We start from the raw sequence: 26,650 nt of genomic DNA on the forward strand, positions 1-26,650 counted from the left end.
AAATATATGGTAAATCTTAATATCGGCAGCAAATAAAAAATGAGCTTGGCAATTCTTAAATATGGCAATCCTATAATCGTCTTTTTGTTGCTTATAGCATCCGGTTGTACGAAACCAACGACATTAGTTACTATTTCTGTTGCGGAACAAAATGGATTAGAACGAAATTTAGAATATGTACAGGCAGACATTTCCCTACGGCATATTTTGAAACCTACAGAGAGCTTGGTTGCAGTCGGTCTCGATGGTGTTGTTGTTCCCGTTCAAACAACGGATACAATTAGAAACGAGAACGGGACTGGGGTACGAATTGTCTTTCCTGTTGCTATGAATCCCCATGAAGTAAAGAAATTCAGTATTGAGAAGCATGATAAAGCAAAAGATACTTTAAGAAGTGATTTATATTATTCCGAAAAAGCCGTATTTGTTGAAAATGAACATTATACCGCCCACTTTGGAACAAATAAAGATAAAAGAGGAGGACAAGTACTGAATTTAGAATTAAAAGGATTCAACAATCAATTACTGCATCGAAATCATAGGACTCCCATTCATTGGGCACCCAATTTTTCAAAAAGCGATTCAGACCGTTACTATACGATGGAAAGTTTGTCTCCATCATCAAAGAATAGTGTTAAGGGCAACGGACCTTATACAGTAACAAAAATCCGCACGGGTGAGACCGATAGTGTTCCGGAAATTAATGTAAGGGGAAAATATAAATTTTACGCCGGCCTTCCTTATTTTGAATTTTCTTCCACCATGACAGTAACCCAGGATGTGGAGTTAAGCCTTTTGAGGAATGATGAAATGACTATGGATAGCCTTTTTACCCATATCATTTTTGCCAAACCCGATAATTCGATTATAAATTTAGGCCTGTACGATGAGGAACTTGATGTTTTAGAGAAAGAACACATTACGGATGACACTCCTTGGTTGGCATTCTATAATAAAGACAAAGGCTATGGTTTTGGTTCCATTAGGCTTGAATATGACAATACGAACCTTGATGGCAATACATCACCACTACATAAGCCGTATACTAAAATCAGTAAGTCGGTGGGTAATGGCCGTTATTGGAACCGGATTCTTGTCGCCGATACCATTTTGGCTATTCCCAAAGGTAGTAGATACCATGAAAAAAATGCTTATTTTATATTCAATGCCGACTCGGAGAAACCTGAGGATGAGGTGCTCTATTATTCAGAGCGCTTGAACCATCCGCTTGTTGTGACCGTGGAAAAAAACTAGATACATGTGAATTTACAAGAAAATATAAAGACATTGGCCCAAAAGTATGCTCCCGATTTTGTGGAAGTACGAAGGTATTTACACCAAAATCCGGAACTTTCTTTTCAAGAGTTCAAAACTTCGGCACATATAAAAAAACAACTGCAAGATATTGGTATTACCGACTTTGTTTCGGTAGCAGAGACCGGAATTTTAGCCACTGTACACGGTCATGCCCAAGGTGAAACGCTACTGTTGCGCGCCGATATGGATGCATTGCCGATCCAAGAGGCCAATTCGATATCCTATGCTTCAAAAAACACGGGGGTAATGCATGCCTGTGGACACGATGTACATAGCGCTTCCCTTTTGCTTTGTGCCAAAATTCTGTTTGAATTGCGGGACCGGTTCAAAGGAACGGTAAAACTACTATTCCAACCAGGGGAAGAGGTTATGCCGGGCGGGGCAAGCCTGGTTATGAAAGAGACCGAATATCAAGAATTAGGCATAGTACCGCATATTGGCCAGCACGTGCAGCCAAATATCCCGGTGGGAAAGGTGGGCTTTTGTTCTGGAAAGTTTATGGCCAGTATGGACGAGCTATTTATAAAAGTAACCGGAAAAGGAGGGCATGCGGCAATGCCCGAACATTTCATCGACCCTGTTTTAATAGCGTCGCACCTTATCGTAGCGGCCCAACAATTGGTCAGTCGAATGGGATCACCAAAAGTACCCTCTGTACTGTCTTTTGGTAAAGTGTGTGCCAATGGCGCCATTAATATAATTCCCGATGAAGTCACCATAGAAGGAACGTTCAGAACTATGGATAGGGAATGGCGTAAAGTAGCATTGAAGAAACTGGAACACATGTTAACATCGATAGCCGAAGGTATGGGCGGCAAATGTGAACTACGCATCAATCACGGATATCCGTATCTTGAGAATGACAAGGCCTTGACCGAAGAAATGAAGTCGAGTGCAGTTTCCTATGTGGGGCAAGACAATGTGGTGTCTTTGGATCAATGGATGGCCGCTGAAGACTTTGCCTATTATGCTGAAAAACAACCCGCTTGCTTTTATCTTTTGGGTGTGGGCAATGAAGCGGAAAATATTACTTCCGGATTACATACCGCAACTTTTAATATAGATGAAACTGCATTGGAACTTGGCGGCGGCTTGATGGCCTGGTTGGCTTTAAATCATTTAGGGCAGCACTAAAATCGGTCTCGTTATGTGGATGCAAAGATTGGTATGTAAGTAATTGTAATGACATGGGTAAAGAGAGCGATACTTTCAGGTTAAGGCGCTTGGGTCTGCACGATGTTAGTAAAGCTATCCTCTTATCGGACAATGAAAGCTGGAATCAAACGGAACATGACTGGGCTTTTTTGATTGAAAACCTGGAGAATTTGTGTCTCGGCGTGTTTGATAACGATAGGCTCATCGGTACCGCAACAGCTTTAAATTATGACTACGTTACTTGGATAGGCATGGTATTGGTCGATAAAAACTACAGGGGTAGGGGCATTAGCAAAACGTTGTTATCAAATATAATTAAAGGGATAAAACCAAGTCAATCAATCAAGCTCGATGCAACCCCGGCCGGTCAAAAAGTGTATGCAAAATTTGGTTTTCAAGAGGAATATGAAATTCTGCGCATGACAGCAACCTGCGCTTCTTCGAAAACATTAAATTCCCCTGATAACGAAAACATTCGACTTATTACATATAAAGACATAGCCAATATATCTGCGTATGATAAAACCGCCTTTGGTGCCAATCGAAAGGAGCTCATAGCGTTTCTTTTCTCGAATAATCGAAAAAAATCTTTTGTAGTTGAGAAGAATGGTAAAATTGAAGGTTTTATTTTGGGTAGGAGCGGTTCCAAATATTATCACATGGGGCCTCTAATGGCATCTTCCCCCGAGATTGGTGAGGTTTTAATTCTGAAAGCACTAAATGAACTAGAATCTCAACCAGTACTTCTTGACATTGTTGCCGATAAAAAAGATCAAATTAGTTTTTTGAAAGGTATCGGATTTAGCAAAAAAAGACATTTCATTCGGATGTATCAAAAGGAGAACCCAGCTTCTGGACTATTAGGAACCCAGTATTTAATTGCTGGGCCTGAATATGGATAACGTATAAACGTAGAAATTTGAATAAGATAGTTGAAGTTCGCCTTACTATACCAAAATATGCTACTTCGCTTTGATTAGATCAATTGAATTAGGTTCACACGCAATAAAAATGAAAACTGTAAATTCCGGAATATGAATAATTGGGAGCAAATGAATACAGAGTTAAGTAGAATACCTGTTTTTAGTATCATGTTTTTTACATCGCTATTTTTGATTATTGGGTGCCAAGAGGTGAAAACGGAAAATTATCCAAATGCGGCTAATAACCCAGAATCTCCGCTGATGCTTCAAGGGGATTGGTTTGATAAACCACATGATATCAATTTTGACCTGCTGCCAAAAATTCCGTATGAACATGTGGTTGTCAGTAATGTTCAAGACGCCGGGGATAGTTTAGAATATACCTTTTCAGGCCATACTTTAAAAGGGGGAGTCAATCAGCACAACTATTTGACCTTCCATGCAAATAAATTTTGGCTCATGTGGAGTGATGGTCCCGGTGTCGAGGATCGAGTGGGGCAATTGGTAAAATACGCCACAAGTCTTGATGGAATCAAATGGACCATGCCTAAGATGATGACCCCATATCCACCAAATTCAGGCCCATCCTCAGAATTTTACAATACAAGAAACCCTAAAGGAATGCGCTGGATTTCGAGGGGCTTTTGGCACTATAACGGTGAACTTCTGGCATTGGCATCTTTAGATGAGGCAGCAGGTTTTTTTGGCCCCAGTCTAGAGCTAAGGGCATTTAAATGGGATGAGACCGGTGAAACTTGGAAAGATGATGGTCTAATAATGGATAATGCGATCAATAATTTTCCGCCTAAGAAGATACCATCGGGAGAACTAATGATGTCGCGAAGGTCTTATGATTATACGGATAAAGGTGTAGATTTTATGGTGGGCGGTATCGAAGGGAAGGATAAATGGGAGGTTTTCCCTGTTTTAGGAACCAACAGCGAATTGTCGGCAGAAGAGCCTTATTGGTGGGTGCTACCCGATGGAAAAAGTCTTATGGCAATGTTCCGTGATAACCGACAAAGTGGTTATCTGTATCGTTCGTTCTCTATTGATAATGGCCGTAGTTGGTCTAAACCGGTACAAACTGATTTTCCGGATGCCCGATCAAAATTTCATGGTTTAAGATTAAGTAATGGAAAATATATTTTGGTGTCCAATCCGCACCCTAAGAAAAGAGACCCCATTGCATTGTCGATCAGTGATGATGGAATGGTATTTAATAAAATGGGGTATCTGATGGGTGGACGACAAATCGATTACCCGAATGTCATTGAGCACGAAGGCTATATATTGATCGCTTTTGCCGGATCGACCAAACAGAAAATAGAAGTCCTGAAAATTAAAATCTCCGATTTGGATAAATTGGATATGTCTGATTATGTGAAACATCTGTGAGTTAAAATGAGATGAGGTCGACTTTTAGTTGTTAAGCTTGAATTTTAAAAATAAGTCTCCTTATTAATTTTATTCCTTTTTTAAAACAAGGACTATCTCGACAACTAAAATATTCCACATTACTAATGATGATAAAATCAATAGGACAAACGTCAAAATAGTTTAGGCCGGCATTCTATATTGTATTTACGTAAATTTATAAAAATCTAGACCTTCAATCTGAGTGGTCTTGAATGGATATTCTTTTCTGAAATAGTTCTGTCCTTCGGTTAAGACAACGGTATTGGGCTAGTTAACGTCCTGTTGGAATCATCTTTGCGATGGGAATATTAGATTAAAAAAATTAGTGAAGCCAAACACTATTTTTCATCCACTCCAAATATTTTTTATCAACGTATGGAATTCCATCACTACCCGCACTAGGAAGATACAATAGCTATTTGTCTATTAGCCAAACACTTCCATAATTTGAAATCACTATTTAAGTATATAAAAACATGAATATGACATATATCATATTTAACGATATGTTCATTAATGAATTTTGCCATGTTTTCAGTTGATGAGGCTGTAGGCTTAAGACCTACCATGCAGGCCTTGTTTATGGGTTTCTGTGGTGTTATATTTAGAACTTTCAACCAATACGGCCTCCATTCTGCACCAATTCTTTTTAGAATTGGTCATTTAGGACTCGTTAGTTGGACAGAAAATGGGTTTTATGAAGTGTAATAGCGCTGATTATTTTTTGCCTTGCCCCGTTATGGTGTAAAGGACTGGAAATAGGGAAATAACAATCGTAAACAAAAAATAAAGTATGTTGTACGTTAAAAACGCATTGACCCGAAAGAATTTAATGGCACTCACAGGTCTTTTCCTTTCGTTTTTTCTTATCATTCATTTATTCGGGAATCTTCAACTCTTATTGCCGGAAGAAGAAGCCAAGTTACAGTATAATTGGTATAGCCATTTATTGGCAGGCAATATCGTAGTAAAAGTAATAGCCATTGTCCTTTATATATGCATTCTATTGCACACCATAGATGCAATCTACCTTAGCCTAAAAAGCAAAAAGGCTAACGGGCCGCGCTATGCCATTGATAAAAGAGGAAGGGCAAGTAAATGGTATTCCCGAAATATGATGTTTCTAGGAAGTATAATTTTCCTCTTCTTGATTATTCATTTCAAAGATTTTTGGTACCACTTTAAATTTGGACAACTTCCTGTGGATAAAAACGGAAATAAGGATTTATACACATTGGTCATTGCGGCATTTGACCAATTGTGGTACGTTATCTTGTATGTCATCGCCATCATTGCCCTAGGATATCATCTGCTGCACGGCGTCTTCAGTGCGCATAGAACACTGGGTCTATATCATCCTTTATATTCCAAAATAGTAAAATTCTTAGGAATGGCATACGCCATTATTATGACCATGGGTTACATCGCAATACCAATATTTATTTATCTAAACCGCTAAGGCTGACGCAATGGAAAATCATCTGAATGCAAAAATACCGGAAGGGCCACTTAGTGAAAAGTGGAGCAATTATAAAAAGGAGGCCAAATTGGTAAGCCCCAATAACCGAAAAAAACTGGAAGTTATTGTGGTGGGGACGGGATTGGCAGGAGCTTCAGCGGCTGCTTCACTTGCCGAGATGGGCTATAATGTAAAGAGTTTTTGCTTTCAAGATTCACCGAGAAGGGCGCATTCTGTAGCTGCACAGGGTGGAGTAAATGCAGCGAAGAACTATAAAAATGATGGGGATAGTGTGTACAGGATGTTTTATGATACCCTAAAAGGGGGCGATTTTCGCTCTCGGGAAGCAAATACCTACCGCCTTGCTGAATGTTCGGCCAATTTAATAGACCAGGCAACTGCCCAAGGAGTCCCGTTTGCAAGAGAATATAGTGGCTACCTCAGAAACCGCTCGTTTGGCGGTGTACAGGTATCCCGAACCTTTTACGCAAGGGGCCAAACGGGACAACAATTGTTATTAGGTTCTTATCAGGCTTTAATGCGACAAGTCAATACCGGTAAGGTAAACTTATATGCAAGACACGAAATGTTAGATCTTGTGCTCATTGAAGGCAAGGCCAAAGGTATCATTGCCAGAAATTTGGATACAGGAAAGATGGAGCGCCACGGAGCGCATGCCGTAGTGCTGGCTAGCGGAGGTTTTGGAAAAATCTATTACCTGTCGACCTTGGCAATGGGCTGCAATGCTTCTGCAATTTGGCGGGCCCATAGAAAGGGAGCGTTTATGGCCAACCCGAGTTGGACACAAATTCACCCGACCTGTTTGCCACAAAGTGGTGAATACCAATCGAAACTTACTTTGATGTCTGAGTCACTCAGAAACGATGGTAGAATTTGGGTTCCAAGAGATAAAAATGATACCCGAAAAGCCAACGATATTCCCGAAGAAGAACGCGATTATTATTTGGAACGCAAATACCCCGCTTTTGGAAACCTTGCCCCACGGGATATCGCATCTCGATCGGCCAAAGAACAAATTGACGAAGGAAAAGGCGTTGGTGTATTGAAAAATGCAGTTTACCTCGATTTTTCAAGGGCCCTAAAAGAATATGGAAAGGATATTATCGAAGAACGCTATGGCAACTTATTTACGATGTACAAGAAAATTACCGGTATAGATGCCTACTTGGAGCCGATGAAAATTTCTCCCGCTGCCCACTTCTCTATGGGAGGCCTTTGGGTAGATTATGAACTTATGACCACTATTCATGGGCTTTTTGCCATTGGGGAGGCTAATTTTTCGGATCACGGAGCAAACAGACTAGGGGCTAACTCCCTATTGCAAGCTTGCGTTGACGGCTATTTCGTTTTGCCGTATACCCTGCAAAATTTCTTGGCAGACGAAATTAAGAATCCAAAAACAGATATCCATCATCCTGAATTTGACAAGGCAGAAGAAGCGGTTAAAAATCAGCTAGAAGAATTTCTCGCTACAAAGGGCAACAAAACAGCCGAAGAATTCCATAAGTTACTGGGAAGCGAACTTTATGATAAATGTGGTTTGTCCCGTTCTAGAGAAGGTCTTGAAAAAGCTATTGAAAACATCCGAGAATTACGAAAAGAATTTAAGGAAAACCTTATTGTACCCGGCGATGCTTCAGAAGTGAACAGTGAACTTGAGAAAGCCGGTAGGGTAGCGGATTATATGGAAATTGCAGAACTTATGTGTATTGATGCCCTACAAAGGGAAGAATCTTGTGGAGCCCATTTCAGAACAGAATATCAAACAGAGGAAGGTGAGGCCAAACGTGACGATGCCCGTTTTTCCTATTCATCCGCCTGGGAATGGAACAAGAATCCCGCCACACCGATATTGAATAAGGAAACCTTAATTTTTGAATCCGTAACACCTTCCGTGCGAAGCTATAAATAAAAGATGATGAAAATACACTTAAAAATATGGCGGCAAAAAAATAGCCAAAGCAAGGGAGGATTTAAAGAATATACTTTGGATGATGTTCATCAAGAAATGTCTTTTCTGGAGATGTTAGACATGCTAAATATAAAACTGGTTAAGAAAGCGGAACGCCCCGTAGAGTTCGACCACGATTGCAGAGAAGGTATTTGTGGCCAATGTGGGGTCATGATAAACGGCATAGCCCATGGTCCCTTAAAAAACACCACTACCTGTCAGCTTCATATGCGTTCTTTCAACGATGGGGATACCATATATGTGGAACCTTTTAAGGCATCCGCTTTCCCCTTAGTAAGAGACCTGAAAATCAATCGATCTTCCTTGGATAATATTATTAGCTCGGGAGGGTATGTATCTGTAGATACGGGTCAAGCTCCGGAGGCCAATACCATACCAATTGCCAACGAAATTGCAGAAGCTGCTTTTGACTCTGCTGCATGTATAGGATGCGGCGCCTGTGTGGCAAGCTGTAAAAATTCGAGTGCAGCATTGTTTACAAGTGCTAAGATTACCCAATTGGAACTTTTGCCACAAGGTCAAAAAGAAACAAGAAAAAGGGTAGTGGCTATGGTCAATCAGATGGAGGAAGAAGGTTTTGGGCATTGCACCAATACGGAAGCTTGCGAGGTAGAATGTCCTGAAGATATATCGGTGCTTAATATCGCCCGGATGAATTATGAGTACAACAAATCGAAAATCCTAAGGAACAAATAAGCTGTTTAATAATTTTCCTGATGCTCGATCAAAATTTTAGGGTTTAAGATTAAGCAATGGAAAGTATATTTTGGTGTCCCATCCGTACCCTAAGAAAAGAGACCCCATTGCATTGTCAATCAGCGATGATGGAACGGTATTTAATGGGCTGGCGACCAATCGAATACCAGAATGTCATTGCGCACGAAGGATATATTTTTGATTGCTTTTGCCGGATCGAACAAAGAGAAAAAAGAAGTCCTGAAAATTGGACAGTATAAAAATTAAACGCTCCACAGTATACTTTAAGATTTTTCTTTTGCTTTAAAAAAGGTAATTTCTTTCATTTTTTTAACCATTTTATGGCTGCAGAAATTGTGGGGTCATCCAGCAGCTTATCATAATCATCATTACTTTTGACATAGACATCAGGCTTCACGGACAACTCTTCGTAGACATATTTTTTTCCGTCCGCAATTTTATTTACACTGAGTAAAAGGTAGCCTTGATTTTTCATAAATAAAAAACCTTCAGTCGCACTGCAAAAACCAGGTGTTGATTCGCCAAAGACCTTAACATTTGGTTGTTGTTTGAGATAGACTGCTAGTATCTCTCCTGAACTAATGGTAGATTTCCCGATCAGTACGGCCATAGGAATATGAACCTTATTGGAACAACTTTCTTGTATATTCGCCAGTTTGTTACCATTTTCATCAATGGCTACTCCTTTTCTAATTTTAGAAGGTGCTAGAAACTTTCCGTCCCTGTCCACCCCATAACCTAAGATTGTATCAGTGAGCAAGGGTTCTATCCCAGTAATCATGGGGGCTGAATTCCCTCCCGTATTCATTCGGAGGTCAATAATCAAGGATTTAGGCCGCTTTTCAAGAAGACTGCACAATGAATCTCTTAACATTTTTGCCCTTTGGTCAATATCTTCTTGATTGGTAATGTTCATTGAAGGAATTCTAAGATACCCTATATCATTTGCAAGATATTCGGTCACAATTCTTGGACCTTTTAAAAACTCCTTTTTTATAGCTTCACCAAGTACCTCATCAAAATTTATGGGAGGCGGGTATCTGTAAGAAGAAGTTTCATTCATTGCCATACCATGATAGTCTTTCAATTGTTGAAATCCGTATACTATCGCCGGAAAGGCTTCGCTATAAGTCTTGGCATCTTTTGCCTTTACGTATGCCGAATCTCTTATCTGATGCCAATTTAAGTTCTTTCCAAATAAAGATTTGGATTGCATTATATGAAGAGCGCTATCAATGTAAACCTTGACCGAAACTGGCATTTGCCCTTGTATCTCGCCTCTGGAGCAAAGAAATAGGCAAAGAAATAAACTAAGTTTAATAAATTCTTTCATAATAATTTCTATTTAGATTTTGACAATGTGAGAATCACCGATAAAAATTCAAACGTTATGCAATATTCTTATGACATTTATTGTACTTCGCCATTAGGCTTTGTAAAAATTCATGAAAAACTAGACTTCGCAATCTTGAATCTAGCAGTGGCCGTTTTATATGGATACATTTGGTCTTCTTACCAACAATTCCTTGATTTTGTTAGAAAGAAAATGCCCAAATGGAGGCTCGGTGTTTGACAGTACGATGGCAATATGATTTGTGTTCGGGTAAAGGTTCAGTTCCACACAAACGTTGATGAATCCGCCGCTATGGCCTACGATATGTTCATGACCAATGAGGTGGTGCTCCGTTCCGTAACCATAGTGGCCATCTACCGTTTCATCGAACAGACATTTTTGGGTGCTGGGGCCTAATAATTGGCCGTTGTTCAAACCTCTTAGGAACAGATGTATGTCGCCTACTGTTGATGTGCCGCCACCCGCACCCGTTCCGGCAGCGGTATACTTCATTTTTAATGGCTCAAAAATGTTCTCCTCCACATATTCTTGAAAAGTTAGCCCGCTAATTTTTTCTATAATTATTCCTAATAGACCAAATCCTGTATTACTATAGCGTAAATCAGTTCCTGGAGCAAAATGAAGTTTGTCGGCTTCTATAAACGGCATAAAGCTTTTCGAGGATACCAAGTCGTCCTTTAATTTTTCGTATAACGGACTCTCGAAAAAATCGCCCATTCCCGAGGTATGAGTAAGCAATTGGGCCAAGGTAATAGCATGTAGTTTATTGTTCTTTAGATCGGGTAAAAATGTGACGACGGTATTATCCAGATCCAATTTTTTCTGGTCTTGTAGCTGTAAGATTGCTATTGCGGTAAACATCTTGCCCGCCGAAGCGAGGCTAAATTGGGTGTTCAGGGTATTGGGCTTCCCTTTGGTATCTTTTCCGAATGATTTGTTATATAATGTTTTATCACTTTTTGAGATGAATACATTTCCCGAAAAGCCTTTGTCTAGCTTATGGGTGATGTAGTCGTCAAGCGCGGCCTGTAGTTCCTTTTTTTTCAATTTACCAGACTTCAGACCAATTTCAGGTAACGGCAAGGGAATTATCTTTCGCTCCAAAAACTTTTGGTTTTCGTCCGTGGATATCATAAACCTCCACCACGTATCGTATTTGCCTTCTTTTACTATCAGATCCATTTTGGAGGTAGAAACATACACCCAATCTTTCACTTCTACTTTCCCTAACAGGTTATACGTGTTTTTATGGCCTTGTAGCGTGCGTTTGACAGTTTCCCCGTCGCTGGAAATCGTGCTTAAAAATCTGTGATATTGCAACGTGTCCCCTGTATTGTAAATCGTTATAAACCGTTCGGCCTCGGCTTTTAATCGGTCTTTCTCAATTGGATTTTGTGAAATTCCCATAATGGATATTAGCATGCCTAAAGTGAATACTAGTTTGATTTTTTGTTTCATTTGCCTTTTTTTAATTATAAATCCGTCTTGAAAACCAACTGACGTGATTCGGTATTTTCTTTAAGTATTTCCATGGCCCGTTCCATAACCTCATCTTTTTTGAATAACTTCCCTTCAATAGTTGGTCTTACCTCGTAATCTGGAATGACACCCTGGTCTTTGAACGCATAGTCCCCAACCGCGGTATAATAAGCCAACAGTGGTATGCCGAGATCAATCTTGGAATTGGGTAGCTTGACAATGGCAAAGGCACCGCTATTATTGCCATGGTAGCCACCTCCTGTCTCCTCCCCGATGAACACAGCACGTTTCAGGTGGTGCGCCACGGCCGCAAACTCCGAGGTTACAGAAAAGCTGCCGCCATTGATTAATACAATGACCTTTCCTAGAAAAGGATTGTTTTGTGGTTTTTGAATTTTGAGGTTCTTGTTTTTCTTCCATAGGTACTTGCCGTTATCGTTCTTGGATAACATTCCACGCATCAACCCATAAAATTTGGGCAGGCGGGCATGTTCGTGAAAGGAAAATTTTTTATCGGTGACGGCCTCCAACCGATCGTAGTATGAAAACGATTTATCTACCAAATACGATAATAACAAGGCACCATAGGCATCCTTGCCTCCTTCATTATTCCTCAGATCAAGGATTAAATTCTCGACTTCGTTGGCACGGATCTCTGTAAAAGAGGATTTAAGAAAATTCTTGAAATTTGATTTGTCATCGGGCCAAAAGGAAATTATGGTCATAACGGCCGTTTTGTGGTCCTCGGTAATTTCCAATTGAAAAGGAGTCTCTGGATTTTCGTTTTGCTGTTTCGCCTTGATTTCTTCCAAAGTAACCGGATTAAGCGTAACCGTTTTTTCAATTTCATCTTCGAGATAGTCCACGATAAAGCGATTTGGCGGATTTTCTACGTTGGTAATTATGTTACCATACAGACCGTTGAAAAATTTGTTTATTTCATAATATTTGAACGTGGTATTCCGGCCATCTGAGAATAGTGTTTTTTTTAGTTTTTCGACAATCTTTTTCATACCCTCCCCGTTAATGGCCAAAATTTGGGTATTTGGCTTAAAGGGCATTTCCTTCCCGTATGAGGATACTGCATAAGCCGTATCACCTTCGAAAAATAGTTGAAGCGGGAATAAAGTCTGTGTATTATAATAATAGTTGTAAGTATCAATTTTAGGTGGGAGCAATTTGGTATGCCCGCATCCTATTTCCGAAATCAACGGTAGTAATTTCTTGTAGAATTCCTGCTCCGACAGCGGTGTTTTTAGACTATTTTGAATAGACTTAAAATGTGTATCCATTTGTGCTTTTGAAGTATATCGATAAAGACCAGGGTGTGCCTCTTCAAGAGCAGTCCTAAAAAAATGGAAATCGTTCTGTAATTCATTCGGATTTAGTATGGGTAGTTTTTGAGCACCTAGTGCCGCACTCAAAAGAAACGTTCCTAAATAAAGTATCTTTTTCATGGTTTAATTTTTTAAAATTTTAAAAATGTTAATTCGTTTTGACCCGGATTTCGCTACTGGATACTGGACGCTTGAAAATATACCGTGTTATGAAAATGCCATTCGGATCTTCGTCCCCATTCGAACTTTCAACACCGCTGTTTACGAAGGCTAATTCCCAGCCCTGATCGGCCAGATTGTTCAGCTTTGAGGTGATCACAGCATCATTGGCCGCAATATTTTGAAAACGGATACCGCCAAGATTGAAAAAGTTCAACAGCTTGGTCTCCTCAAAATTTTTGATCCTGATTTCGCCCCTATCTGATTTATTCCTTTCGTCATCCTCTGCGCTGCGAGTAGCGGTAAACTCCTTGTAATCCCTACTTTCTAAGGGATCTATCATTCTAGATCTGCCCAAACCGTTTGGTACGATGGATTCTACTGTTGTAATAGTCTTGTAGTCAAAACTTTGGCCCCAAGTACTAATGCCGATCGAGTACATAAAAACGAAGATTATGTGTTTGATTTTCATTGATTCAAGTTTTAATTGTTGATGATTTTTGAATAGTTACTTTTTGATTGCCTGTATTTTTAGGGTTAGTTAACTTCCAAAAGGGAATTGACATATCCGTTCTGGAAATGGGTATTTGGATTGGCGGGATCGGTAATCCATCGCCCATCAACTATAAATTTATAGCTTATCGTTCCAGGTTTGACCTCTGCTTCCGCTACCCATTTATCGTTTCTTTTGGTCATTTTTAGGTCTGTTTCCCAAAAATTGAACGAACCCGAAAGAACCACTTCTTTTGCATTGGTGTATCCCTCTAGAATAAATTGCACTTTTCGAAATTCAGGTCGAGCTGTTTGGACCTTTTGGATCTGGTCGGCCAGAATTATCTTTTGAGCCGTATCGGTCGTAAATTTCAGAATAGTCTTCAATGCCCAAAGATGACCGGTATACAATGCCATATTGGATTTCACGATACTATCGGGTACTACCCCTATACCTTCCCAATTGGTTTTGCTGATAGGGTTGATAGCTTGCATATAGGGCACCGCGATTGCATAGTGCTTGTTTATAGGTACCTGTTGGTTCGGGTTTGCTCCTCCCTTGGTAGTTTCTCCGATTAATTTGGCCCGTTTCTGTTGTTTTAAGTCATAGGCCAATTCTTCGCCCCCCGAAAAGGTCCGTCGGCTGGTTAGAACATAAATCGGTTTGTCTACATATTTTTTGTAGGGCAGCCAAGCATACGTCCAAAATTGTTTGGTGGAATTGTTCCGGCGTGTGTAAAAATCAAATAAATGAACTGGTTCCTTGAAAAAAAAGCTGCATAGAAAGGGTATGGTATTTTCGTCCAAACTTCCCCTGCAATTTCGCAGATCTAGGATAAGCGCTTTTGTATTCTCGATTTTTCGTATGGCGGCTACCAAGGTATCGGCACATTGCGCTAACGGGCCGAAGATGGGTAATTCCATGTAGCCGATGTTACCTTCGAGAACTTCTACATTGGTAACGCCATATCGGTTCTCTTTTAGAATAGTGTCCATCCATTCTAGCTGTTCCTTTAGTTCCAGTTCCGTTGGTATGCTGTCGGTGGAAATTTCATTCTGGCTGTAAGAAACGCTCAGGTGAAGATCTTTGGAAATTTCCCTTAAATCATTTGTCAGCTGAAAAGCGAACTCCCTATCATCGGAAATGGCGTCGTATTTACCCGATACAAAATGTTCCATTATCCCGATTTTCATGGTTTCTGCCATTTTCGGAAATACATAGCTATCCTCTAATATCCTGCCTATATTGGAAAGAATTTCCTTTTTTTCGTTAACGGACAGTTGTGCAAAGTTGGTGGTGGAAATGAAAAACACCATAAATGCTACCGCTAGTTTAATTGTTTTGTTCATTTTTTTATGATTCTTTGTTTTTCTAACCGATAGTGTTTTACTACGCTATCGGTATTATGAATTTTTTAAAGTTCAAAGCCGAACTGTCTTATCTGTGAACATTTCCCAATGACAGATCTTCAAATTGATTGGTGGTTTCGACGTTACTATTGATTATCGCTCTATCATCTTCCAGAACAATACCATAACCCAGACCGTGCGTTATTTTTGAATTGGTAATGGTCAGATTAGCAAGATAATTTCCATCAAGGCCTATGGCTGTAATTTGAGAAATACCCGGCATATCTGTTTTGCCCGCATAACTTACTTCGGTAAAATCCATTACATTTTTGGGACTTTTGGACTGAAAGCGGATTCCGTTCCAAAAGCCCTTTGTTTCTTTCATCCCTGTAAATACTATCTTTTGTACATCGGTGCCCTTTGCTTCCAAATAGCCATTGGGAAAAATTCCGATCATTTTATCTTCGGCAAGTTTGAAAACGGCACCTGGAAGTATTTTAAGCCCAGATTGTATAGACAGATTACCACTTATCAAGTAGGTTGCGCCAAAGTTCAGGGCAGGCCATACAGATTCGGTCTGATTCAGGAGAATGGAGCCGAAAATTTCGACACCATCATGTCCGTTTCCAGTAAATTGTAATGCAGGAGCCTGTCCCAGTTTCGCTATTTCGTTGGCCGGTAAGGTGACTGCGGGACCTTTGTTGTCTATAAATTTGATGAAACCAAAACTGTCAATTTTGGCGCCATTTTCCACCAACAATCCGTTGCCTCCGCTTCCAGAAATTATGGAATTCGATATTTTTAATCGGGCGTTAGCCTTTCCATACAAACCAATAGCGGTTTTGGTAGCAAAACCATCGATTATGGCATTGCCTGCATCAAATATTTCTACATGTTTCAGTACATTGTTTTCTTTGTTCGATTTAATGGATATTCCATTCCAGAACCCATCGACCATTGTCTGCGTTCCATGAAACTTAATCGGGTTTTGTGGTGAACCGATTGCTGTCATAAAACCTGTCGGGGTCACCAGTACTTCCGCGTTATGTTCGAAAAGGAATTCAACTCCTTCGTAGATATGGACGCCGGAGGCAATTTCAATATTGCCTTCTACTACATAAGAAATGGTATTTTCAACTTGGGCATTACCAGACCGAAGGGGAATCCAATGCGAAATTTCGGACATATTTACCCTGTCCCCAATTACATGAATTGTGTTGTTCACATTATCCATAAACTCCATCAGTCCATTGAGCGATCCCAATTGTGATGCGGGAAGCACCATTATTTTCTCGTTGTTGTTAAAAGTATTTCCTAAGGGAAGATTCAAATTACCTCCGCCATCAACGACTAGGCCATAACCAGCACTATATTGAATTGTTGAATTAGCCAATGTCAAGTTGGATGAATTGGAATTGCCAACAACTAGGGCACTTGCAAAATCAATTCCATCGGCAGCCGAACTACCTCCATATTCAATCGTTGTCCTTTCCAGAATATTAGAAGTCGTATTAGATTTAATTATAAGGCCTTTCCAATATCCTGGGGTTTTGACCTTACCTGTGAAAACGATTTGGGCTTCGGGGGATCCTATTCCCTGAATCGATCCCGGTGAATCGATAAACATGCCTTTGTCGGTTTCAAATGCTACGGTGACCGATGGGTCTATGGTAAGAGCTGCTTTCACATGAATATCCCCGGTAACTAGATAATCGATTTTAGTATTATCCTCAAATATGTTGACCAGGTGGGTGTCTACGTTAATATCTTCATCTAGAATTATTGTTTCGTCTAAATGATGGTCATCAATCTCCTTTACGGAAAGTGAAATTTCGTCGGTATCAAAAAAAGATTGGTTGTAAATCTTAAGTTCTACGACATAATTGCCTGCTTTATCGGGAGTGAATTTGGGGGTTGCGGTAGTTTGATTTTCCCACTCGCAAGCGCTCGTGGCTGGTTTGTTCTTAAAGCTCCACAAATATTGAAACGGTTTGCCCGCTTTATCCTTTGACTGGGAACCGTTTAATGTTAATAGCTGACCTATGAATAGTTGTACATCGTTCAAACTTCCGGCATCCGCTTCAAGGGTGTTCATAGAATAGTCGATAGTATCGTCTTTTTCGCATGCGAAAAGCATTGCCAAATAAATTGCCAGAAAAATTAAGTTTGTTCTCATATTGATTGTTCTGAATTTTGATTCTTAAAAACGTTTGCTTTCATTTTAAAAAGTTGTGTTATTGTATCACTCATCTGAAATGCATGAAATATTTACGATACAAAGGAAGTACAGCGTTTCAATGTCTACAATCGCATAAATATGTGAAAATGAAGATGCTCAAAACAATTTAAAAAGTGGTTAAAAGAACGAAGGGCTAAGCTTTCTGCTTTGGAAAGAGAGCGAATAAATTCGATTGAGGAAAAAGGGCGAGATTGCCCCTTAAAACCAATCAGGTAACCCTAGTCTTGAAACCGTCAAAATTTTGTAGAAAAGGAATAGAAAAAAGTACGCGAGCAAGTTTATGTTACAAATCTTCCGTCAGCAACCTGACACCTATGCAATTCCCATGTTCTTACCCCCTCGTCCGTATCAAGGTTCTAAGGGTGTGTAAGAATACTTTAAATCAGAGAAGTCTATCCTTAAAGGCTTTGGCCACAGCTTCGCTCTTACTGTTGACGTGAAGTTTTTCGTATATTTTTTTAATATGTGAACGTACGGTATCGATGGCAATGAATAGGTCATTGGCAATCATTTTATAGCTATACCCTTCGACCAGCAGATGCAATACCTGTCTTTCACGTTCGCTCAAATCATATTCGTGATGCTTGGTCTGCGCGGTGGCCTTAAACATTTTGAGTACCTGCGCCGCAATGGAGGAGGTCATAGGTGCGCCACCCTCGGTCGCATCTTGTATGTATTCCAATAATTTCGCAGGTGGTGTCTTCTTGAGCAGATACCCGTCGGCCCCGTTCCTCAAAGCCTCGAAAACATTTTTGTTGTCGTCGAAAACGGTCAGCATCAGTACCTTGGTCTCCGTGTTGATTTCCCGTATTTGTCTCAGCCCCTCTAATCCATCTGTACCGGGCATATTGATGTCCATCAAGATAACATTTGGCTTCCATTTTTGGACCTCTTCCTTTATGTTGTCACAATTCTTATAAGCTGCCAAAACGGAAAAACCGATACTACCATCGATAAACATGGTAAGTCCCTCGCGGAACTGTGCATTATCTTCGTATATCAACACACGTATCATCATTTTTTTTGATAAAATTAGGAATAGAAAAGATTCACTACAATCACATAAACATGTGTATATTGGTTTTATCCATAGGCATATCCAATAGTATTTCTGTTCCGTTTTGAGGTAAACTCTTTATATAGAGTCGCCCCCTCAACGAATGGGCCCGTTTTCGCATATTGTCAAGACCGTTACCGGTATCGGCCTCACTTATATTGAATCCTTTTCCGTTATCCTTGATGCCCATGTGAAGTCGCTTTCCTTGACAATACATATGCACGACTACCTTATCACTATAAGAGTACTTTGCCGCGTTGTTGATGGCTTCCTTAAAAATCAGGAAGAGGTCTCGCCTTGATTCCATATCGAGTCTAAGGGCATTGATTCGGTCGTCGATTTGAAAATCGAACCTGATGTCTTTTGCCTCGAGTAAACCTGTGGCATATTCACGCATTCGTGCCAAGACCCTTTGCATACTATCATTATCGGGCTTGATACTCCAAACGATATCATCCATGGCCTCCATCATCCGTTGGCTGTTATCAGTTATCTTTGTCAGGTAGTTGCTACTGGTCACGGTATCTTCGACCATTTTACTCTTGGCCATCGAACTTAAAATATTGATGGTGCTCAGGGTAGCCCCCATATCGTCATGAAGGTCCCTGGCCACTTTATTGCGCAGTTTTTCAAGAGCCAATAAACGGTTCATTTTTAGTCGATAGATAAGGTAGGCTAGACTCAATACAAGTACGGATGAAAGTATAATAAACCACCACGTACCATAGAACGGAGGCAGTATTTTGAAGTCGACCCTAGTGACCCTTTCGGATTCTTCGCCATGTAGATTTCTTGATTTTACCTCGAACGTGTAGTTACCAGGGGGCATCGTCGTATAATTTGCTGCCAAATCCCTTTCTGCCTTTACCCAATCTTTATTTATGCCCGATATTTTATAAAAATACTGGAGTTTGTGCTGTTCGTTAAAATTTAAGGCCGAAAAATAAAAGGTAAAGGAATTCTGGTAATGTTCGAAGGTAATCTGTCTTTGAGCCAAAATCGAATCCAATGGTATGAACCGATTGAACAGCTTAAAATCGGTCAGAATTACGCTCGGTGGTTTTTGTTTATGTTGCAACGCCTTAGGATCGAACCCGAAAACCACATCTTCACCTCCGAACCATATTTCACCATTTTGCATCTTCCATTTTGTAGCATTCGCTTTGTCTCCATAAATAATACCGTGTAAGTTGTTATAGGAACTTATCATATCCTTTTCATAGTTATAGCTGCTCAAGCCATTGTTGGTAATCATCCAAAGGATACCGTCATCGTCTATCATAAGTTGTGATAACTTAGAGCCGTAGAGGCCATCATAGGCCGATATTCTCTTTACCTCACCCGACCTTATATTTAGGATATTGAGTACTTCGGAACCTAAGAAAAAAATACTATCATTGTATTGTTGGATATCGGAAATAGTGTTGCCCACAACCGAAAATTGGTCTCCAAATTCTCTATCGAAATAAAATAGGATATTGCCATTGTCGGGGTCAATTACATATACCCCTTGTTTATGGGTGCCTATCCATAACCGTCCCTGATTATCAAAATAAAGTCGGTAAATAATGGTATTGAAATTGTGGATTTTTTGAAATGACATATCGGAAATCGCATCATTTTTATCCCATTTTACTAAATAGCCGCTCTGGGTACCGAACCAGAGATTGCCATTCTTGTCTTCGCGTATTTGGCGGACTGTGGATTTGTTGAAAACGGGAGGCCGCAACCAAGAGAACGCTCTTTTGGTTTGTGGATCGAAAACTGTCAGGGTTCCTTCTTGTGAAGCTGACCAGATATTACCGGTAGCACCATGTTGGCACAAATCCCAAATTTTACCATACGATTCAAAACCCGCATTTCCTATTTGCGTATAGGGATTTCCTTCGATTTTTTGGAACTTATTATCGTAGAACAAGAGTCCATTGCCCCAAGTACCAATCCAATTTTCATGGTTTTGTGTCTCCAATAGGGCATTTACGGCGGACTCATGTTTCAAACCTTCGATAATCACCAGATTATAAACGTCTCGCAGATTCGGGTTCACCATGTAAAGGCCATTGGCGGTGCTCAACCAAACATTGCCCTCCGAATCTTCAATTATATGTCTAATATCGTCCGATTTTATGTCGAATTCCAACGGCGTGGCCTTGAGCTGCTGACTGAAACGGTTCCGGTCATTATCATAAACGAAGAGTGCATTTGCACCTGCAACCCAAAACTGTCCGTTACTTGTTTCCAATAAATGTTCAAGAAAAGCATAGTGATCAGGGGAATGGCCCCCCAAAGTATCGGACAACATCTTTTTTTGATCGGGATCGTAGTGCAATAGAACGGATCTTTGCTTGGAACTATCGAAATCCCAATAGGCCGCCCACCAGGTTTTTTTGCTGTCTTTTAAAAAAGCGTTTACGTTTGGAAGCTTTTTTTGATCAAAAAAGGAAATTTGGGCAGGGTTATTTTCATTATAAAAAAGCTCGTTGGTCGAACTGTTGAAAAGAGCCAGTCCTTGGTCGCTAGCAATAAAATATTCTCCTGTTTCGGCATCTTCGAACAAACCGTTTACGCCCCATCCTTTTGGCACATGAATAGGTATGTCGGTATCTACGAAGGCCCCCGTTTTTGGGTCGAACCACAATAACCCGTATTTGGAAGCGCATAAAAAGACTCTTCCCTTACTATCCTTAAAAAGTTTGAACTGATTTCTGGGTGGTACATGGCCCGTAGTCTTTATCCGTGTATCGCTGTAGTTGAAAGTAAAGGCATCGAACTGGCCTAGCTGTGAACCCTGCAAAAGCCAAAGTTTGCCATCTTCGGCACCTATAATTTGATCAACGCCGAGACTTGGCGGCAAACGGTCATTTTCATCGCCCCGGAAGGAAACGAATTTTCTTCCGTCAAAACGTTGGATACCAACCTCGGTACCTATCCAAAGAAACCCTTTTTCGTCTTGCCAAACACAGTTGATTTTATTCGTATTTAGGCCGTCAGAAGTCGAGTATCGGTTAAACACATAGGTATACTGTCCAAAAACACAGCTTTGGACAAAGAGCATCCAACAAATCATCGTTAAACGCATTTGACCCTATTTTACAACTCAAAATTATATAAAGATTTGATATGTTATTATTAAAATGAGGTAAATTAATTCAAGCGTTAAAACACGCCGACCACATGAAAATGTGATAGGAAATAAGAGGGAGCCATACCATTTTTTAATGCATTTTCACATGATTGTGCGATTGTGGAAAATAGAATTACGGGCGATTTTTGTTCCTGTGATTTTAACCTGGAAAAATATAAAGTCGCGTGAACATTCGCTAATTATATAAAGACATTGACAGAAACAAAAAACCATTATCTCTTTATCAATTTTAAAAACAGTAAAAGATAGGTTTGATCGGATTACGGAAGGTTCCGACTTTGATTTCCGAACTGGATAGGGTTTATTCCCACTCCTCATAAATAACTTTAAATAGTGCTAAGATGAAAAAACTACAATTAGATTTAAATCGAATTATTGAACAGATTGGGTACTCAGTGTACCTCCACTATCTGTTGTGGCGTTTGAAAAAATATAAATATTACCTTAATGGTAGAAGAAAATAAAAATAATATCAGGAATTTTCTTCGTAATCGGCCTAGGTGTTGATTTATATCTGCTATTCTTTTTCGGGCCTTACTTCGTTGACATATCCTCCATAAGGGAATGATAGTTTTAAGCGGATTTACCCTTTTTAGTCGTTACCTATATCATATCCAACATGTACATTATCCGAACTTCCCAATCCTCTTTCTCCGCAACCCTGCCTAATTTTTATGGTCTGCCGTTTTATTGTGAATGGTGTATTGGCTTAAATAGATGGGTAGGTATATTCAGTAGTTTTTCCAATTTAAGATAGAATAGGGTTATTACTCTTGTTGGTTTTTGAACGATGGTCTTTTTCTTGGTGGCGCTCCCATATCATATCATCGCCAACTTGCACCGTAAACTGTTCCGATTTTAGGGTGTCTAGACAGGTAGGTATGAGGTAAAATAAATTCCTAACATAGGTCAAGTCCAATTTTTTGTTTGAGTCTTTGGCCACCTGTACTTTTGCTCAATAAAATGGATTCAACAAACAGTTCACACGAATTAGATAAGAGATTAAAATGAATCATCAAACTAAATTTATTCCTTCTTTAACGCCTCTCAGAGGTATAGCGGCCACCTTAGTAGTTTTTTTTCACTATCACATATTTATTGGCCCACTAACAACGCCTGAGAATTTTATGATTTCCAAATTGTATTTGATGGTAGATTTATTTTTTGTTTTAAGTGGATTTATAATGGTTCATGTTTATGGAGAATGGTTTAAACTAAAAATAGAGAAGGGAAGTTTTTTGAAATTTATTAAAGCTAGATTTGCAAGGTTATACCCTCTTCATATCATCACGTTTTTCTATTTGTGTATGTGGATAATCTACATGAAGTCACAAATAGTTTTTGGGCAAACACCTGCCATAATTCAAAATATTTTTGATAATACTGCAATTTTTGGAGTACTAACGTTAACCCAAGCTTGGGGGACACATATGGAAGCTACATGGAACACAGCATCTTGGTCTATAAGTGTTGAGTTCTTTCTTTATCTTTTGTTTCCATTTATTGCGTGGGTAATGAATAGACGAAAACACTTTATAAAAATATCATTAGGAATAGGTGCGCTAATATCCCTTTTTTATTTGAGTTATGTGATTGAACCTGAATGGATAAAGGAAATTACTCAACAACGACATTTTACCGCAGAACAAATGAGGTATCGCCCATCTAACACAATTGATGTAATAACTGGTTTTGCTTTATTAAGAGGCCTTTGTAGTTTCATTTTTGGCATGATAACCTATGAATTATACAAAAAGGGAACAGGGAAACAAGTACTGAAACATGGACATTGGTTTTTAGTAATTTGGGGCGGTCTTTTCCTTTTTTGGTTTAACGACCTACTTCCTGACCCTTTGGCGATACCTATTTTTTCATTTCTTATTCTACAAGTAGCTTACGCTGAAGGATACTTAAGAAAAGTTTTGAATGGTAAGATATTCACATACCTTGGTAACATATCTTATTCAATTTATATGATTCATATACCGATTATTCTTACTGTATTTATTGTTTCATTAATCAAAGGAGAGATGCCATCATCGCCCGATAAAATAGATTTTTTACAAAATTGGGTTGGTGCTTTTATCCTATATGTAGTAGTAATTTTTACTGCTTCGGTTACATACAGATTTATAGAAAAACCAGCTCGAAATAAACTGAGGCGAATTTAAAAAATGATAAATTTTAATTTAGTGTGATTAATTATAACGATTGAGACGAATTCTAGCCATCATTTTAATGATGGCTTTTTATTTTTAATCTAGGACATAAAAATTCTAACATAGGTCAAGTCAAATTTTTAGTTTGAGTCTTTCATCACATATACTTTTGTATCTCAATAGCATAGGAAATGCAAAACATATTTAAATCAGATAAATATTATTTAACAGATGGAGGGCTAGAAACTTCTTTGGTATATAATCAAGGAGTTTCTTTAAATGAATTTGCTGCCTTTGAACTGCTCCTAACTTTATCCGGAAAAAATGCGCTTAAGAAGTACTATTCCCCTTATTTAAAATTTGCGGCAACTAAGAAAATAGCATTCATCCTTGAAACCCCAACATGGCGAGCTAATTCTGACTGGGGTCGTAAACTAGGTTATTCCAACGATGAATTAATCGCTGTTAATATAAATGCGGTGGGCTTTATGTGCGAGATAGTCAAAGAACAAACCCAGAAAAGTGAGATACTAATAAGTGGCAGCATTGGACCGCGAGGGGATGGCTATGTGGTTGAAAACAACATGACCGTAAAGGAAGCATATAACTATCACCATAATCAAATAAAAGCCTTTGAAATGGTGGATGCCGATTTAATAACTGCTTTGACACTAAATTATGTTGAAGAAGCTATTGGAATTGTACTTGGTGCTAAAAAGAACAACCTACCGGTGGTCATTTCATTTACAGTTGAACTAGACGGAAAATTACCTAGTGGGCAGTGTTTGAAAGATGCCCTAATTGAAGTGGATACAAAAACCAACAACTACCCTTGCCACTATATGATCAATTGTGCTCATCCAAATCATTTCATGGATGTTTTATCACCTCATGATGATTGGATAAATCGAATTAAAGGGATTAGAGCCAATTCAAGTACTAAAAGCCATCAAGAACTTGATAGGGCTACAGAACTTGATCCAGGAAATAAATATGATTTAGCTTTAAAGTATAAAGAATTGCATCAAATCTTGCCAAACCTTAATGTGCTTGGCGGTTGTTGTGGTACTGACATAGGTCATATTAAAGCAATATGCGATATATTGATAAAATAAGAATACGATTTAACCCATAGTATAAAAATGAAAATCATGAAAAAAATAACCTCTGTAACAGCAATTATGTTCCTTGTTGCCATTGCTGTTTTAATTTATGCAGTAGTTGCAACAAAAACCCCCAATATAAAACCCGATAAAACACTATTGGCTTATAATTTTGTAAAATGTACTCCCGCCAAATTTCTACTGACGGATGTAGATACTACAAAACAAATTTCTCCGCTTTTCAACAATTTGGGGAATCTTAATTTCACGATTAGCACCAAAAATGAAAGGGCTCAAGCCTTTTTTAATCAAGGTTTGAAACTTAGTTATGCTTTTAATCATGCAGAGGCACATCGGTCATTTATGGAAGCATCACGGTTGGACCCCAATCATGCCATGACCTATTGGGGACAGGCCTTTACTTTAGGGCCAAATATAAATGACCCCCAGCCAGACGACGATCGCAAACAAAAATATAATGAGGCCATGGCCATGGCAAACAAATTGGCATTTTCGGCAACGCCAAAAGAGCGAGCCCTGATTAAGGCGTTATCTGCACGATATAGTGAAGATTTAAGTAAAGATGTAGCCGAGTTAAATATGTCATATATGGAGGAAATGACCAAAGTGGCAAAAAAATATCCTGAGGACGCCAACATCCAAATTTTATATGCAGCAGCCGTAATGAATACCGTGCCATGGAATTATTGGGATAAAGATGGAAAACCATCTCCAAATATAAAAGAGGCCAAAGCAGCTTTGGAAAAAGCAATGGAGCTAGAACCAGAAAACCCGGGAGGTCATCATTATTTTATTCATATGGTTGAATTGCCTTACCCTGATCTTGGAGTTCCTAGTGCCGACAAACTGTCCTCATTAATGCCTGGAGCTGGTCATATAGTGCACATGCCTTCGCATATTTATATTCGTGTAGGCAGGTATAAAGATGCCGTTACGGTAAACCAAGCTGCAATTTTGGCCGATGAAGATTATATTTCCCAATGTTTTGCCCAAGGCTTATATCCGTTGGCCTATTATCCGCATAACATACACTTTCTATGGTCCTCTGCGAGTCTTTTGGGCAGTAGCCAAGTTGCTATTGACGCCGCAAATAAAACAGCGGAAAAAGTGCCCGCGGCAGAATTGGTACAAATACCATTTTTACAAGATTTTGCGTCAACACCATTACTGGCCTATACCAGGTTTGGAAAATGGGACGAGATTTTATCCATACCCGCTCCAAGTGAAGAAATTAAACATGTAAATCTCATTAGGCATTATGCTAGAGGTATGGCCTTTATTAGAAAAGGCAATATTAATGAGGCAGAGGAAGAATTGAATGCCATCAAAGCATTAAAAAATGATCCCGAGCTAGAAGATTTGGTAGCGACTGCCAACAATAGTTCCGCCAGTATTGCACGAATAGCCCATGATATCATCGCAGGTGAGTTGGCAGCGTTAAAAGGTGATTTGCCAAGTGCTATTGAACACCTGGAAAATGCGGTCATCAATGAGGATAAACTGGTTTATACCGAACCTGCAGCATGGCATATTCCCACGAGGCAGAATTTGGGAGCTGTTTTAATGAAAGCTGAAAAATATGAAGAGGCAGAAAAAATATACAAGGAAGATTTATCCGTATTAAGGCAAAACGGATGGTCGTTAATGGGTCTTTATAACTCCTATATCGCCCAAGGAAAAACCAGTGAAGCCGAAAAAATAAAAAAAGAATTCAACAAGGCTTGGGAAGAAGCAGATATTACAATATACGACCCAGTTTTATAATACGTCAA

Annotated in this window: 21 protein-coding genes; 12 read left to right on the plus strand and 9 right to left on the minus strand. The window is 39.4% G+C overall.

What is annotated here, in order from left to right:
- Window positions 1–39: 39 nt before the first annotated feature.
- The 9 genes from BLS33_RS14840 to BLS33_RS24660 all read left to right on the plus strand — a co-directional run bounded on the left by BLS33_RS14840 (window position 40) and on the right by BLS33_RS24660 (window position 9,222).
- Window positions 40–1,254, plus strand: coding sequence for a hypothetical protein (locus BLS33_RS14840; RefSeq protein WP_089890919.1), 1,215 nt, complete (start codon window positions 40–42; stop codon window positions 1,252–1,254).
- Between the two features lie 6 nt (window positions 1,255–1,260).
- Complete coding sequence (locus BLS33_RS14845; protein WP_089890923.1) at window positions 1,261–2,451, plus strand: M20 metallopeptidase family protein; 1,191 nt, start codon at window positions 1,261–1,263, stop codon at window positions 2,449–2,451.
- A 53-nt stretch (window positions 2,452–2,504) separates the two neighbouring features.
- The gene (locus tag BLS33_RS14850) at window positions 2,505–3,374 is read left to right on the plus strand and encodes a GNAT family N-acetyltransferase (RefSeq protein WP_089890925.1); all 870 of its coding nucleotides are present in this window, start codon (window positions 2,505–2,507) and stop codon (window positions 3,372–3,374) included.
- Between the two features lie 132 nt (window positions 3,375–3,506).
- The gene (locus BLS33_RS14855; protein WP_218129566.1) at window positions 3,507–4,793 is read left to right on the plus strand and encodes an exo-alpha-sialidase; all 1,287 of its coding nucleotides are present in this window, start codon (window positions 3,507–3,509) and stop codon (window positions 4,791–4,793) included.
- A gap of 549 nt (window positions 4,794–5,342) precedes the next feature.
- Window positions 5,343–5,522 carry a hypothetical protein gene (locus tag BLS33_RS14860; protein ID WP_176801400.1) on the plus strand — a complete coding sequence of 60 codons (180 nt, stop codon included), beginning with the start codon at window positions 5,343–5,345 and terminating at the stop codon, window positions 5,520–5,522.
- Between the two features lie 85 nt (window positions 5,523–5,607).
- Window positions 5,608–6,273: a succinate dehydrogenase cytochrome b subunit gene (locus BLS33_RS14865; RefSeq protein WP_089890933.1), complete on the plus strand. Its 666-nt coding sequence runs from the start codon at window positions 5,608–5,610 to the stop codon at window positions 6,271–6,273.
- Window positions 6,274–6,283: 10 nt separating this feature from the next.
- The gene (locus tag BLS33_RS14870; protein ID WP_089890934.1) at window positions 6,284–8,206 is read left to right on the plus strand and encodes a fumarate reductase/succinate dehydrogenase flavoprotein subunit; all 1,923 of its coding nucleotides are present in this window, start codon (window positions 6,284–6,286) and stop codon (window positions 8,204–8,206) included.
- A gap of 6 nt (window positions 8,207–8,212) precedes the next feature.
- Window positions 8,213–8,962 (plus strand): succinate dehydrogenase/fumarate reductase iron-sulfur subunit, encoded by a 750-nt coding sequence (locus tag BLS33_RS14875; protein WP_089891191.1) that lies wholly within the window; start codon window positions 8,213–8,215, stop codon window positions 8,960–8,962.
- Window positions 8,963–9,018: 56 nt separating this feature from the next.
- Window positions 9,019–9,222, plus strand: coding sequence for a hypothetical protein (locus BLS33_RS24660; protein ID WP_143017624.1), 204 nt, complete (start codon window positions 9,019–9,021; stop codon window positions 9,220–9,222).
- A 62-nt stretch (window positions 9,223–9,284) separates the two neighbouring features.
- Here BLS33_RS24660 and BLS33_RS14880 read toward each other — a convergent pair whose 3' ends face one another.
- The 9 genes from BLS33_RS14880 to BLS33_RS14920 form a co-directional block, all read right to left on the minus strand.
- Window positions 9,285–10,316 (minus strand): S41 family peptidase, encoded by a 1,032-nt coding sequence (locus BLS33_RS14880; protein ID WP_089890936.1) that lies wholly within the window; start codon window positions 10,314–10,316, stop codon window positions 9,285–9,287.
- 156 nt (window positions 10,317–10,472) lie between these two features.
- Entirely contained in the window at window positions 10,473–11,795 is a 1,323-nt protein-coding gene (locus BLS33_RS14885) for a serine hydrolase domain-containing protein (RefSeq protein ID WP_089890942.1), read from the minus strand.
- Between the two features lie 14 nt (window positions 11,796–11,809).
- Window positions 11,810–13,273 (minus strand): S41 family peptidase, encoded by a 1,464-nt coding sequence (locus BLS33_RS14890; protein ID WP_089890945.1) that lies wholly within the window; start codon window positions 13,271–13,273, stop codon window positions 11,810–11,812.
- Window positions 13,274–13,301: 28 nt separating this feature from the next.
- Window positions 13,302–13,754, minus strand: a complete 453-nt coding sequence (locus BLS33_RS14895) for a hypothetical protein (protein WP_089891194.1) — start codon at window positions 13,752–13,754, stop codon at window positions 13,302–13,304.
- 95 nt (window positions 13,755–13,849) lie between these two features.
- Window positions 13,850–15,154, minus strand: a complete 1,305-nt coding sequence (locus BLS33_RS14900) for a S41 family peptidase (protein WP_089890947.1) — start codon at window positions 15,152–15,154, stop codon at window positions 13,850–13,852.
- Between the two features lie 88 nt (window positions 15,155–15,242).
- Window positions 15,243–17,330 carry a PKD domain-containing protein gene (locus BLS33_RS14905; protein WP_089890950.1) on the minus strand — a complete coding sequence of 696 codons (2,088 nt, stop codon included), beginning with the start codon at window positions 17,328–17,330 and terminating at the stop codon, window positions 15,243–15,245.
- Window positions 17,331–17,775: 445 nt separating this feature from the next.
- Window positions 17,776–18,411 carry a response regulator gene (locus BLS33_RS14910; protein ID WP_218129567.1) on the minus strand — a complete coding sequence of 212 codons (636 nt, stop codon included), beginning with the start codon at window positions 18,409–18,411 and terminating at the stop codon, window positions 17,776–17,778.
- 40 nt (window positions 18,412–18,451) lie between these two features.
- Window positions 18,452–21,529 carry a ligand-binding sensor domain-containing protein gene (locus BLS33_RS14915; RefSeq protein ID WP_089890959.1) on the minus strand — a complete coding sequence of 1,026 codons (3,078 nt, stop codon included), beginning with the start codon at window positions 21,527–21,529 and terminating at the stop codon, window positions 18,452–18,454.
- An 814-nt stretch (window positions 21,530–22,343) separates the two neighbouring features.
- Entirely contained in the window at window positions 22,344–22,538 is a 195-nt protein-coding gene (locus tag BLS33_RS14920) for a hypothetical protein (protein ID WP_089890960.1), read from the minus strand.
- A 64-nt stretch (window positions 22,539–22,602) separates the two neighbouring features.
- Here BLS33_RS14920 and BLS33_RS14925 point away from each other — a divergent pair, with 64 nt between their 5' ends.
- From BLS33_RS14925 to BLS33_RS14935, 3 genes are all read left to right on the plus strand, one after another.
- On the plus strand, window positions 22,603–23,766 hold the full coding sequence (locus BLS33_RS14925) for an acyltransferase family protein (protein WP_089890963.1): 1,164 nt from the start codon (window positions 22,603–22,605) through the stop codon (window positions 23,764–23,766).
- A 179-nt stretch (window positions 23,767–23,945) separates the two neighbouring features.
- A complete protein-coding gene (locus BLS33_RS14930; protein ID WP_089890965.1) occupies window positions 23,946–24,869 on the plus strand; it encodes a homocysteine S-methyltransferase family protein in 924 nt (307 codons plus the stop codon).
- Window positions 24,870–24,905: 36 nt separating this feature from the next.
- The gene (locus BLS33_RS14935; protein WP_089891199.1) at window positions 24,906–26,642 is read left to right on the plus strand and encodes a tetratricopeptide repeat protein; all 1,737 of its coding nucleotides are present in this window, start codon (window positions 24,906–24,908) and stop codon (window positions 26,640–26,642) included.
- The last annotated feature ends 8 nt before the right edge of the window (window positions 26,643–26,650 follow it).

It is taken from the genome of Kriegella aquimaris (genome assembly GCF_900103215.1).
Classification (GTDB): domain Bacteria; phylum Bacteroidota; class Bacteroidia; order Flavobacteriales; family Flavobacteriaceae; genus Kriegella; species Kriegella aquimaris.

Excerpts from the sequence above, each read along its gene's own strand:
- BLS33_RS14890 (WP_089890945.1), bottom strand. The coding sequence starts at position 13,273 with ATGAAAAAGATACTTTATTTAGGAACGTTTCTTTTGAGTGCGGCACTA.
- BLS33_RS14900 (WP_089890947.1), bottom strand. The coding sequence starts at position 15,154 with ATGAACAAAACAATTAAACTAGCGGTAGCATTTATGGTGTTTTTCATT.
- BLS33_RS14880 (WP_089890936.1), bottom strand. The coding sequence starts at position 10,316 with ATGAAAGAATTTATTAAACTTAGTTTATTTCTTTGCCTATTTCTTTGC.
- BLS33_RS14840 (WP_089890919.1), top strand. The coding sequence starts at position 40 with ATGAGCTTGGCAATTCTTAAATATGGCAATCCTATAATCGTCTTTTTG.
- BLS33_RS14885 (WP_089890942.1), bottom strand. The coding sequence starts at position 11,795 with ATGAAACAAAAAATCAAACTAGTATTCACTTTAGGCATGCTAATATCC.
- BLS33_RS14855 (WP_218129566.1), top strand. The coding sequence starts at position 3,507 with ATGAATAATTGGGAGCAAATGAATACAGAGTTAAGTAGAATACCTGTT.
- BLS33_RS14915 (WP_089890959.1), bottom strand. The coding sequence starts at position 21,529 with ATGCGTTTAACGATGATTTGTTGGATGCTCTTTGTCCAAAGCTGTGTT.
- BLS33_RS14865 (WP_089890933.1), top strand. The coding sequence starts at position 5,608 with ATGTTGTACGTTAAAAACGCATTGACCCGAAAGAATTTAATGGCACTC.
- BLS33_RS14905 (WP_089890950.1), bottom strand. The coding sequence starts at position 17,330 with ATGAGAACAAACTTAATTTTTCTGGCAATTTATTTGGCAATGCTTTTC.
- BLS33_RS14860 (WP_176801400.1), top strand. The coding sequence starts at position 5,343 with ATGTTTTCAGTTGATGAGGCTGTAGGCTTAAGACCTACCATGCAGGCC.
- BLS33_RS14930 (WP_089890965.1), top strand. The coding sequence starts at position 23,946 with ATGCAAAACATATTTAAATCAGATAAATATTATTTAACAGATGGAGGG.
- BLS33_RS14870 (WP_089890934.1), top strand. The coding sequence starts at position 6,284 with ATGGAAAATCATCTGAATGCAAAAATACCGGAAGGGCCACTTAGTGAA.
- BLS33_RS14925 (WP_089890963.1), top strand. The coding sequence starts at position 22,603 with ATGAATCATCAAACTAAATTTATTCCTTCTTTAACGCCTCTCAGAGGT.
- BLS33_RS24660 (WP_143017624.1), top strand. The coding sequence starts at position 9,019 with ATGGAAAGTATATTTTGGTGTCCCATCCGTACCCTAAGAAAAGAGACC.
- BLS33_RS14875 (WP_089891191.1), top strand. The coding sequence starts at position 8,213 with ATGAAAATACACTTAAAAATATGGCGGCAAAAAAATAGCCAAAGCAAG.
- BLS33_RS14895 (WP_089891194.1), bottom strand. The coding sequence starts at position 13,754 with ATGTACTCGATCGGCATTAGTACTTGGGGCCAAAGTTTTGACTACAAG.
- BLS33_RS14850 (WP_089890925.1), top strand. The coding sequence starts at position 2,505 with ATGGGTAAAGAGAGCGATACTTTCAGGTTAAGGCGCTTGGGTCTGCAC.
- BLS33_RS14910 (WP_218129567.1), bottom strand. The coding sequence starts at position 18,411 with ATGATGATACGTGTGTTGATATACGAAGATAATGCACAGTTCCGCGAG.
- BLS33_RS14935 (WP_089891199.1), top strand. The coding sequence starts at position 24,906 with ATGAAAAAAATAACCTCTGTAACAGCAATTATGTTCCTTGTTGCCATT.